The organism is Bacillus sp. JJ1127, from assembly GCF_036965845.1.
Classification (GTDB): Bacteria; Bacillota; Bacilli; order Bacillales; family Bacillaceae_G; genus Bacillus_A.
Genome location: NZ_JBALQK010000054.1, coordinates 1 through 11,881 on the forward strand (window position 1 = coordinate 1; position 11,881 = coordinate 11,881).

The 11,881-nt window shown below is 35.5% G+C and carries 11 protein-coding genes; 10 read left to right on the forward strand and 1 reads right to left on the reverse strand.

All coding sequences use genetic code 11. The features are described 5' to 3' along the window. Positions 1–173 precede the first annotated feature (173 nt). The 10 genes from V7183_RS06965 (at position 174) to V7183_RS07010 (ending at position 10,847) form a co-directional block, all read left to right on the forward strand. Positions 174–1,541 carry an aldehyde dehydrogenase gene (locus V7183_RS06965; protein WP_335359049.1) on the forward strand — a complete coding sequence of 456 codons (1,368 nt, stop codon included), beginning with the start codon at positions 174–176 and terminating at the stop codon, positions 1,539–1,541. Positions 1,542–1,778: 237 nt separating this feature from the next. Beyond that, positions 1,779–2,762 (forward strand): spermidine/putrescine ABC transporter ATP-binding protein PotA, encoded by a 984-nt coding sequence (gene potA / locus V7183_RS06970; protein ID WP_097896049.1) that lies wholly within the window; start codon positions 1,779–1,781, stop codon positions 2,760–2,762. Next, positions 2,759–3,604 (forward strand): spermidine/putrescine ABC transporter permease PotB, encoded by an 846-nt coding sequence (gene potB, locus V7183_RS06975; protein WP_097896051.1) that lies wholly within the window; start codon positions 2,759–2,761, stop codon positions 3,602–3,604. Before potA ends, potB begins: the two co-directional genes overlap by 4 nt. 6 nt (positions 3,605–3,610) lie before the next feature. Next, positions 3,611–4,411, forward strand: a complete 801-nt coding sequence (locus tag V7183_RS06980) for an ABC transporter permease (RefSeq protein WP_097896053.1) — start codon at positions 3,611–3,613, stop codon at positions 4,409–4,411. Positions 4,412–4,452: 41 nt separating this feature from the next. Next, positions 4,453–5,502, forward strand: coding sequence for a polyamine ABC transporter substrate-binding protein (locus V7183_RS06985; RefSeq protein ID WP_097896055.1), 1,050 nt, complete (start codon positions 4,453–4,455; stop codon positions 5,500–5,502). A gap of 60 nt (positions 5,503–5,562) precedes the next feature. Continuing rightward, positions 5,563–6,210 carry a phosphatase PAP2 family protein gene (locus V7183_RS06990; protein WP_097896058.1) on the forward strand — a complete coding sequence of 216 codons (648 nt, stop codon included), beginning with the start codon at positions 5,563–5,565 and terminating at the stop codon, positions 6,208–6,210. Between the two features lie 196 nt (positions 6,211–6,406). Continuing rightward, positions 6,407–8,602 carry an MMPL family transporter gene (locus V7183_RS06995; protein ID WP_335359050.1) on the forward strand — a complete coding sequence of 732 codons (2,196 nt, stop codon included), beginning with the start codon at positions 6,407–6,409 and terminating at the stop codon, positions 8,600–8,602. 103 nt (positions 8,603–8,705) lie between these two features. Continuing rightward, positions 8,706–9,128, forward strand: coding sequence for a histidinol dehydrogenase (locus V7183_RS07000; protein WP_097896062.1), 423 nt, complete (start codon positions 8,706–8,708; stop codon positions 9,126–9,128). 98 nt (positions 9,129–9,226) lie between these two features. Continuing rightward, complete coding sequence (locus V7183_RS07005) at positions 9,227–10,150, forward strand: RluA family pseudouridine synthase (RefSeq protein WP_335359051.1); 924 nt, start codon at positions 9,227–9,229, stop codon at positions 10,148–10,150. A gap of 91 nt (positions 10,151–10,241) precedes the next feature. Continuing rightward, complete coding sequence (locus tag V7183_RS07010) at positions 10,242–10,847, forward strand: DUF1648 domain-containing protein (RefSeq protein ID WP_335359052.1); 606 nt, start codon at positions 10,242–10,244, stop codon at positions 10,845–10,847. Between the two features lie 34 nt (positions 10,848–10,881). Here V7183_RS07010 and V7183_RS07015 read toward each other — a convergent pair whose 3' ends face one another. Beyond that, positions 10,882–11,682 (reverse strand): CAP domain-containing protein, encoded by an 801-nt coding sequence (locus V7183_RS07015; RefSeq protein ID WP_335359053.1) that lies wholly within the window; start codon positions 11,680–11,682, stop codon positions 10,882–10,884. Between the last annotated feature and the right edge of the window lie 199 nt (positions 11,683–11,881).

Below are 11,881 nucleotides of genomic sequence, written 5' to 3' on the forward strand. Positions count from 1 at the left end.
GCGGGAGAGAGCATCTATTCATGCATAGAAGCGGTCAGGGCCTTTTTCTGCCACATGCGAAGTAAAAACAGAAAGAGCAAACGAGTGTAGGTTACTTTTTATTCTGCATAGCAGGGATTTAGATGTCGAAAAATTAAAATGGATTTATATAAATATAGAAAGCGGGTGAATGGATGAACATTACTTCTATTGTAAACGAACAAAAAACATATTTTTATCAAGGTCACACAAGAGATATAAAGGTAAGGAAGCAACAGTTACAGAAACTATATGAAGGAATTAGACGCTTTGAGAATGAGATTTTTCAAGCGCTAAAATTAGATTTAAATAAATCGAATCATGAATCATTTACAACAGAAATTGGGTATGTATTAAAGGAGATTTCCTTTCAAATCAAACATCTTTCTTCATGGAGTAAACCGCAGCGTGTTCGAACGGCTCTTACACATTTTGGCTCGAAAGGAAAAATCGTTCCAGAGCCTTATGGTGTTACGCTTATTTTAGCTCCTTGGAATTATCCATTCCAATTGGCAATTGCGCCGCTCGTAGGAGCAATTGCCGCTGGAAATACAGTTGTTTTAAAGCCGTCTGAATTAACACCTAATGTCTCGAAACTTCTTGCCAACATGTTACGAGAGTTATTTCCGGTAGAACTTGTTGCGGTTGTTGAAGGTGGTGTGGAAGAGAGTACGGTGCTGTTAAACGAGCCGTTTGATTATATTTTCTTTACGGGTAGTGTTGGAGTTGGAAAGATTGTTATGGAAGCAGCAGCAAAAAAATTGACCCCACTTACGTTAGAACTTGGCGGGAAAAGTCCTTGTATTGTACATAAAGATACAAAGTTAGATGTAGCAGCAAGGCGTATTGTTTGGGGGAAGTTTTTGAATGCAGGGCAAACATGTGTTGCGCCGGATTATATATACGTTCATTCGTCTATAAAGGAACAGCTTATTGAAGCGTTACGAAATGAAATCGCGCATCAATATGGGGAAAACCCGCTACAAAACGAAAATTATGTGCGAATTGTTAGCAAGCGTCATTTTGAAAGATTATGTTCGTTCTTACAAGATGGTAGTGTGGAATTTGGTGGGAATTATAATGAAGAAACATTGCACATTGAACCGACCATTTTAACAAATATTACATGGCAGCATTCTATTATGGAAGATGAAATATTTGGTCCGATTTTGCCAATTATGGAGTATGAAAAAATAGAGGATGTTATTGCAGTCATTCAGCAGAATCCGAAACCGCTCGCTCTATATGTCTTTTCAGACAATAAAGAGATTCAAAAACAAGTTACAAGTAATATTTCATATGGCGGAGGGTGTATCAATGATGTCGTGTATCATCTTGCGACACCATATTTACCTTTTGGCGGCGTTGGAAGTAGCGGATTAGGGAGCTATCACGGTGAACAAAGTTTTCGCACATTTTCCCATTATAAGAGTATTTTGTCCCAATCCACGGTATTGGATATGAAAATTCGTTATTCTTCTACAAAAAGTGCTTTAAAATTTATACGAAAGTTGTTAAAATGATGATGGTGTTTATCAGTAGGCGTAGCCGTATGATAAAAACCCCTTCTTACCTGAAGGGGTTTTTCTGTTCGACATATGTATCGTGCGAAAATGAATCAAACATACTACATAGAGAATAGAATAGAACACTGTTAAACAATCATTTTTGTTTGGATCGAAACAAAAAATAATCTATAGAAAATTAATATTTATTCATGAATATAAAAATTAAAAATTTGAGGTAGATAGGACGGGAAAATGAAAAAGATTATTAAAGTTGAAGCGATAGAAAAACATTTTGGAGATCAAGTGATTATTCCACCTCTTTCTTTAGATATTAAAGAAGGAGAATTTTTAACGATTCTTGGACCAAGTGGTTGTGGGAAAACAACGTTACTTCGTATGATTGCAGGTTTCGAAACTCCTACAAAAGGTAACATTTTACTTGATGAAGAAAGAATCAATGATTTACCACCATATAAGCGTCATATGAACCTAGTGTTCCAGCACTATGCGTTATTTCCACATATGAATGTTGAGAAAAATATTTGTTTTGGTATGAAGATGCAAAAAGTATCGGCGGCAGAACAAAAAGAGCGTGCTGAAGAAGCAATGCGTTTAACGCAGCTACTTGAATTCCGCAATCGTAAACCATCAAAGCTTTCTGGTGGACAACAGCAGCGTGTTGCAATTGCACGAGCAATTGTCAATAATCCACGTGTGCTATTACTGGATGAACCACTTGGAGCGCTTGACTTTAAGTTAAGAAAAGATTTACAGCGCGAATTAAAAAATTTACAGCGTAATTTAGGAATTACGTTTATCTATGTAACGCACGATCAAGAAGAAGCAATGAGTATGAGTGATCGTATTGTTGTTATGAATCAAGGCCATATTGAACAAATTGGAACGCCAAAGGAAATTTATAAAGAGCCAAAAACATTGTTTGTTGCGACTTTTATTGGTGAAAATAATATTATAAAAAATGGGGAAAACTATGTAGCAGTTCGCCCTGAAAATGTAAAAGTGCGTTCGGTTGAGCAACCAATTCTAAAAGAATACCATCTTGGGCATATTGAAGATATTGAGTTTGTTGGAAATATGGAAAAGCTTTATGTACGTGATGAAAAAACATCTGAACTATTAATGGCATATCAAACTGCTGAAAAAGCAGCGCAGTGGAGTATCGGAGATAATGTATACGTAGGCTGGGAGCAAGAAGATGAGGTGACCTTAAATTGAAAAAAGGGAAACTACTTGCATTACCTACGGTTGCATGGCTGCTAATCTTCTTTTTAATTCCGCTTGTATTCGTATTAGCATTTGCGTTCTTACAGCGCGGAGAATACGGAACAGTGGAAATGCACTTTACATTAGATAATATATCGCGCGTGTTTGATCCGTTGTATATGAATACATTATGGGAAACAGTGAAAATTGCAGTTATTACAACAGTGATTTGTTTACTTATTGGTTATCCATTTGCGTATACAATTACAATTGTTGATCGTAAATATCGGTCTATTCTTTTATTGTTAGCAACAATTCCGTTTTGGATTAACTTTCTTGTGCGCTCATATGCATGGATTGTCATTTTACGTTCACAAGGTCTTGTAAATACGTTACTGCTAAAGTTGGGCATTATTACTGAACCATTAAATTTATTATATAATACACCATCTGTAATATTAGGAATGGTATATTCTTTACTGCCATTTATGATTTTACCAGTGTATGCAGCAATTGAGCAGCTTGATAAACGTAAGTTAGAAGCAGCATATGACTTAGGAGCAACACCAATGAAGGCATTTTGGAATGTAACATTGCCAATGACAATGTCAGGGGTTGCTACTGGTTCGATTCTAGTATTCGTTTCATCTATTGGAATGTTTGTTGTATCAGATGTTATGGGTGGATCGAAAGTAGCATTGATCGGAAACGTTATTCAAAACCAATTCTTGGGTGCGCGTGACTGGCCATTTGGATCCGCATTATCAATGATTGTTGTTCTGTTCTCTGTTCTGTTAATTTACTTATATTATCGTGCGACGAAAGTATATAAATATGGAAACGGAGGGGAATAGGCAAAGATGAAGAAGTTTTTAGTTTCTTATTCTTGGTTAATTTTATTGTTCTTGTATTTTCCAATGATGGTTCTAATGGTATATTCTTTTAATGATTCTCGTATTAACGCAGAGTGGGAAGGATTTACACTCCATTGGTATACAGATTTATTTCAAAAACAAGATGTGATTGATGCATTTATAAATAGTATTACAATTGCGATTGTAACGACAATTGTGACGACAGTTCTTGGTGTGATTTGTGCTGTTGCGTTGCATCGTTATAAATATCGTTTTGAAGGGGCAATTAATGGTCTTGTGTATTTACCAATTCTAATCCCTGATATTTTAATGGGATTATCGTTACTCATTTTATTTAGTCAAATTGGGATAGAGCTTGGAAAAGTCACAATTATTATTGCACATATTACATTTAGTATTTCATTTGTTGTTGTTATTTTAGCAGCGCGTCTTTCTGGTATGGGACGTGATTTAGAAGAAGCGGCGAGTGATTTAGGAGCAACCCCATGGCAAACGTTTCGTTACGTCACGCTTCCGGGAATTGCACCTGGAGTTATTTCAGCGGCATTATTAACATTCACATTATCAATCGATGACTTTGTGATTAGTTTCTTCGTGTCTGGACCAGGATCAACGACATTGCCATTATATATTTACAGTATGGTGAAACGTGGGGTAACACCTGAAATTAATGCACTTTCTACAATATTAATTGTTGTTATTGTTGGATTGATGATTCTATCGGAAGTATTCCGCAATAAAGGGGCAGATGGTGAAGAAAACTCCGGAGGACCTCTTCCTTTATAAGAGAAGGAAGAAACTACAAAGAACGAGGAGGTAATGAATTAATGAAATTAGTGAAAACGATAGCTGGTGCAGCAATTGGCTTCGGCCTTGTTGCAGGCGTACTTGCGGGCTGTGGAGAAAAGAAAGAAGAGTTAAATATTTATAGCTGGGCTGATAACTTTGATGAGGGCGTAATAAAGGATTTTGAAAAGAAATATAACGTGAAAGTTAACTATGATAAATATGCAAGTAACGAAGAAATGCTTGCAAAATTACAAGCTGGCGGAGCTAAATATGATTTAATTCAACCGTCTGATTACATGGTTCAAACAATGGCGAAAATGAACTTATTAGAACCGTTAGACAAGAAAAACATTCCAAACGTAAAGAATCTTGTGTCTAATTTTAAAACACCTCCATTTGATCCAGAGAATAAATATTCTCTTGTATATACTTGGGGTGTAACAGGAATTGCTTACAATAAAAAGCATGTAAAAGAAGCTCCAACAAGCTGGAATGACTTATGGAATGACAAATATAAAGGACATGTTACTTTATTAAACGATTCTCGTGAAGTATTAGGCATGGCCCTTAAGAAGAATGGATTCTCAAATAGTACGAAAGATGATGCACAGTTAAAGACAGCAGCTACGGATTTAAATAAGTTACTTCCAAATTTACTTGCATTTGATACAGATAATATTAAACAAAAATTTATTACAGAGGATGCATGGATTGGAACAGTATGGTCTGGGGATGCAGCGTACATTGCAAAAGAGAATAAAGATATAGGATATGTTGTTCCAAAAGAAGGCGGTACAATTTGGGCTGATACATTAGCGATTCCAAAGGGTGCGAAACATAAAGAGCTTGCAGAGAAATTTATGAACTATTTAATGGATGAAAAGGTAAGTGTGAAAAACTATGAATCCATTGGATATAGTAACCCAAATGAAAAAGCTTGGGATCTTCACAGTAAAGCTTACCGTGATAATCATATGATTTTCTTATCGCAAGATGAATTAAATCGTACAGAATGGCTTGTTGATGTAGACGATAAATTAAAAGAATACGACCGTTACTGGACAGAGTTAAAAACAAAAGGAAAATAAGTAATAAAAATGCGGTTTCTGAATAGAAATCGCATTTTTTTATACATAGGGGGAAAAGGATTGAAGCAAAAATTACATCGATATGAGCTGGTTTGTATGACTTTATTATTTGTTGTATTCGGCATCATTGCGTGGAGAGTACAAGCCGGTGGTGTAATAAGGGTTGATAAATATGTACAAGAGCTTGTAAGAGGATTACAAACGGAGAGCTCTCTTTTATTTTTCTCATATTTTACAAAAATGGGATCTGCGATTGGTATTACTAGTATACTTATCCTAAGTTTGCTTGTCTTCTGGAAGAAACGTTATTATGTAGCGATGTTTATTTACCCGCTTGCTATCTTAACAACGCATATTGTGAATAAAGGAATCAAAGAAATCGTGAAAAGAAATCGCCCGAATTTGAATGAGGCGCTTGATGCACTTGGGTATAGCTTTCCAAGTGGACATGCAATGTTATCAATGATTACATATGGATTCCTTGCTTATATCATTGCCGCAAATTTAAAAAATAAAGCTGGAAAGTATATGATTACGATTATTATGGCATTGTTTATTATAGGGATTGGATTAAGCAGGGTTATTCTATCTGTTCATTATCCAACTGATGTTTTAGCGGGTTATTGCTTAGGTGGCATTTTGTTAATTCTTGCAATTTATTTTCATCGTTTATTTTCAGAGAGATTTGCAATGAATCAAGAGAGATAAAAAGCGTCTGAAAAGACCGGAATGAACGTTTTTTTTAGATGCTTTTTTGTATATGATATAAATTGTTACCTTCACCTCAAAGCTTAGAAAAAGTAAAGAAATTAAGGAGTAGATAAGCTGCTCGTGAAGCTTTATATAATATAGATGTGCTAAAATATAAGTGGATTCACGAATTACATAAAGTAGGTGAAAATGTGTGAAGACAAATGTACATAAAGTGGACAAGTGGGGGAAAGTAGGAGCTTTTCTTTATCAATTTCGCTATACAGTGATAGCAGTATTAGTTGTATTAGCTATTGTGCTTGGTAGTTTTGCGCCGAAACTTCCTGGTGTATTAGGTGGTGATGGTTTTCAAACAAAAGGAGACTATTTAACGACAAAAGCAATTTTGGATAAAGACTTTAAGCAGTCTCAAGATACACTCTTACTTGTGTTTCAAAAGCATAAAGGAATTTCGACAGAGACCTTTCAGAAACGAATAGAAGAAGTTATTAATAAAATTCAAGCAGAAGAATCATATGACTCTTTTCATCATCCGTTAGAAAATAAAGAAATGTTACAAGATGATATTGGTTATGCGACAATCTTATTTTCCGGGAAAACAAATAAAGAACGAAGTGAAAAGACATTACGGTTTGCTGAAGAAATCAAGAAGGAAAGTAACGATATTTTGACAGTAACACCAACAGGATATCCAAAGATTAATCAGGAAATTAATGAACGAACACAGAATGATTTGAAAGTAGCAGAAATGATTGGATTACCAATTGCATTTCTTGTATTACTTTTTTCATTTGGGAGTTTGCTTGCATCCATCTTACCGATTTTAAATGGGGCACTTAGTGTTATTAGTACGATGGGAATTTTATATTTTATCGGTGTAGATAAAGAGTTATCTATTTTTGTTTTAAATGTTGCACCGATGATTGGACTTGCATTATCAATTGATTTTGCGCTGTTATTTGTGAATCGTTTTCGCGAGGAAGTGGCGCACAGGACGGTTAAGGAAGCGATAGCTGTTACATATCAAACAGCGGGACGTGCCATTATCTTTTCAGGGTTATGTGTATTTGTTGGTTTATCCGGTTTGTTTTTCTTTGAAATAGATTATATTCAATCTGTTGCAATCGGCGGAATGATTGTTGTTGTAATGAGTATTTTATTTTCGCTTACACTTCTTCCAGCATTGCTATCCTTAATTGGAAAACGGTTATTGAAAAAAAATCAAATGCCTCCTCGAACATCAAGTATATGGAGGAAGTTTGCCCAGTTTGTAATGAAGCACCCTATCATGATGATTATCGTTGTTACAATGTTTATTCTCATTTGTTTGTTACCACTTCGTACGGCTAATCTTCAATTTCCTGGTGTAGAAGCATTGCCAGAGAAAAGCGATACACGAATCGCGTATGAAAGATATGAAGAGGCATTTAATAAAATTGTGAAAACGCATGCTGATGTGACCGTAGTACTGGAGACGAAGCAGAAAGTAACTGAAAAAGAAAGTTTACAAAAGATAGAAGATGTGATTCAGAAGCTGAAAAAAGATAAGCATGTGTACAAAGTAAAGAGTTTGTATGATGAGCTAAATGGAATGACGGCTGAACAGGTTGCTGCATTATTACAATCACCTCAAGGAGCACAAATAGCGCCTGTATTTGAAGCATATACAAAAGGAAATAAGACAACTCTTCAAATTTTCTTGGATACGAAGCCGCGGACTGAAACCGCGAAGCAATGGGTCCGTGATTTTAAAGAGAACTATAAGGAAGATGGCATTACATATTATCTAGGTGGTATGACAACATTCCAGCAAGAGTTAGAGGATGAAATAAAAGATAAAGTTGTAATTGGTATGTCTGTCATATTCGGCTCCACTTTCTTTATTTTATTATTCGCTTTTCGATCTATACTCATTCCTATTAAGGCGATTGTTATGAATATACTTAGCTTAAGTGCGACAATTGGTATTGTTATTTGGTTATTTGAAGGCGGGCATTTTGGATTGGAAGAAAGTTCAGTTTTATTTGTGCTACCAATCTTTATTTTTGGTCTCGTATTTGGCTTAAGTATGGATTACGAAGTGTTCCTTATTTCGCGTATCCATGAATTATATGAAGAAACGAAAGACAACGATACGGCAACATTAGAAGGGCTTGTATCAACAAGTCGTATTATTACATCAGCTGCTTTAATTATGATTGTTGTTACTGGTGCATTTGCATTCACTGACATTTTACCAGTAAAACAAATGGGACTTGGTGTAGCACTTGCTATTTTTCTTGACGCAACAATCATTCGACTTATGCTTGTACCAAGTTTAATGAAAATGTTTGGAGATTGGAATTGGTGGCTGCCATTTCGCAAGAAAAAAGAAAAATCATTAGACTGAAGAACACTCATCTTATAGATGGGTGTTTTTTTATGAATAGCATGCCCCTCATATTGCAAATAGTATGTGATAAGAACAATACATATAAAAGCGGGTGAAGACAATGTTTCGTTATTTTAAATTTAAGTTAAATGATACTGTACAGTTTGCAGAAAATGATGGGCACATGTATCGCATTGTCGGCTATAGGTTAGAAAAAGGGTTTTATCCAAAAGATGAATGGACTCATATTATTTATGAGTTATTGAGAGAATTTGATGGGTATACAATTGATGCGGAAGAAGAAGAACTTGTGAAAGTGATCCAAGTAGATGAAGAGTATTATAAAATTCATGAGGTGTCTGGCTATCGATATCCAGTTAAAGTGAAATCAAAATCAAAATCAAAAACTGCTAAGATAGACACAATGGATGATTTATTAGATGCATATAACGACTATAAACGGTTAGCAGATTTCTTTAAGGATTTATCGTATGAACAGAAAGCAGAAGAAGTATTGCAAGAGATGAGGAGGCTACGCGCCTAGTGGACAGTCTATTATATAGGCTGTCTTTTGTTTAGACGGTGCATCATAATGTATTTTCCGTTACAATAGGAGAATCAATAGAAATAAGGTGATAAGGTATGGAAACGAAGAAAAAGGGAGAATGGTGCGAAATTACGGTTCCTACTAAATGGAATGGTATGAGTATTGAGTCCTTACTAAAAGAAGAGTGGGGTGTGCCTAAAAAATTGTTGCATCAACTTCGCATGGAAAAAAGAGTTGTTGTGAATGGTGAGCAGAAGCGATGGAATGAACGTTTAGAAGAAGGGGACAAGTTGCAAGTTCATATGTTTATTCAAGAAGAATATGGTGTCGAGCCGGAATTTGGTGATTTAGACGTGATATTTGAAGACGATCACGTGTTAATCGTAAATAAGCCAGCGCAAATGGATACACATCCTTCTGAAAAAAAGGGGACAGGAACCCTTGCGAATCTGGTCGCTTTTCATTTCCAAATGCAAGGTTTAGAAACGAAAGTTCGTCATATCCATCGGTTAGACAAAGATACGACGGGCGGTGTCGTATTTGCGAAACATAGATTAGCTGGAGCTATTATGGATCAATTATTGATGGAACGCAAAATTAAAAGAACATATATGGCACTGGTTGAAGGAAAAGTGAAACAGAGACAAGGAACAATTGATGCAGCGATTGGAAGAGATCGACATCATGCAACAAGGCGCCGAGTTTCTTTAAAAGGTGATCATGCTGTAACGCATTATAAGGTAGAGAAATATTTTAAGAACCAAGATGTGACGCTTGTAACATTACAATTAGAGACAGGAAGGACCCATCAAATTCGCGTTCATATGAGTTATAGCGGGCATCCGTTAATTGGTGATGTATTATATGGGGGCCAAGTAATATATATGTCTCATCAAGCATTACATGCTATGCGAATTGCTTTTTTACATCCGATTACAAAAGAAGAGATTACAGTAGAAGTTCCATTCCCTGCACACATAAACAAAATTATGCAGTCTTTCCAAAAGTCAAACAAGTAAGGTTTGGCTTTTTGGTTGAGAAAAATATTTTTTGCAGGAAATTTTTTTGTAAGAATCGAAGCCGTAAATAGAAAAGAGAGGTGAAAATCACTTGGTAAGATATAAATATATGATGGGGATATTTTTTGCTTGCCTTCTATTTACTTTATTTCTCTACCCGTACTTGCCGAATCATATAGCGGTACACTGGAACCAGCACGGTGAGCCAAATGAATTTGCAAAGAAGCAAGTTGTTATAGTATTTATTCCTTGTCTCATTATTTTTTTTCATGGCTTGATGCATATGATTTCACAATATGTATATAAGTTTAACAGGGATGATTATTTTGTTGTAATGAGATTTAAAAAGAATGTGACTTTATTTTTGTTGTTTATCCATATGCTCGTTCTTTTCATTAGTCTAGGAATCGTTATCCCATTTCAAATGGGCCTCACAATAGGAATTAGTGTATTCCTGTTTATGATTAGTAAAGGATTTAAAAAGAGTGGTAAAAAAGAGGAAGAACCGATAAAATTACAGAAAATACGTTTGTTTAGTCAACGTATTTTTCAAAGTATGGCGTGTATCATATTGATTTCGTTATTTTTGAAGCTTGAATGGGGATTTTACTTATTGGTTAGTGTCATTTGTTGTGGATCCATTTCTTTTATGTTTTGCATTTTGTACTCATATATACTAGAAAACTATGAAACATAAAAGGAGCCTTCCGTTAAGAAGACTCCTTTTCTATTTACTTCGTAATAAATTGTTGTGTCCAGTAGTTTCCATTTTCTACATAGCCAACACCGATGTGAGTGAAGTTTTTATTTAAAATGTTTGCACGGTGTCCTTCACTATTCATCCAGGCTTGTACAACTTCTTCTGGTGTACGTTGACCTTGTGCAATGTTTTCGCCTGCAGCTTTATAAGAAATACCAAACTTCTTCATCATATCAAATGGAGAACCATATGTTGGGCTGTTATGATCGAAGTAGTGATTTTTTTGCATATCTTCAGATTTAGTACGTGCTACTTTGCTTAGTTCAGTATCAACTTGTAATGCTGGTAAGCCTTGTTTTGCACGCTCAGCATTTGTTAATTCAACAACGCGTTGTTCAAATTCACTTAAAGAACCTTTTTTGTCTTCAGCTGGTTTATTTTCAGCTGGCTTTTGTGTGTCGTTTTGTGCTTTATTGTTTTCAGCTGGCTTTTGTGCTTCTGGTTTAGCTGTTTCAGCTGGTTTTTGTTCTACAGGCTGCGTAGTTTCCGGTGTAGTAGTTTCTGGTGTAGTAGGTGCAGTTGGTTCGTTAGGAATAGAGCAATTTGGTTGGAATTGTACTTGCTTCCATTGTGATAGAGATTGAATTCCCATAGATTGTAAGTATGCTTGCAATTCTTGTTGATTCATATGCTTCATAACAACTTTAGATTGCTGAATATTTTGAACTTTAATTGCAGATGGCTGAACTGTTGCAGCTTGTGCATCAAGAGATGATACTCCTAGTGTAAGTGCCGCTACCGCTGCGACAGATAATAGACCACGTTTTTTCATGATGTGTGTCCCCCTATATAAAAGTTTTGAACTGCTTTCAAACAGACTAATTTTTGATAGCCTGTCCGGCTGACAAATTCATCGTAGCATACAAAAGGCCGAAAAAAAGATGGAAAAAAATTCATAGACTATAAAATTTCCTATTTTATCCTATATTAAAATAAGAGATGAAATGGGAGAAAACTAGATTATAAGAGGA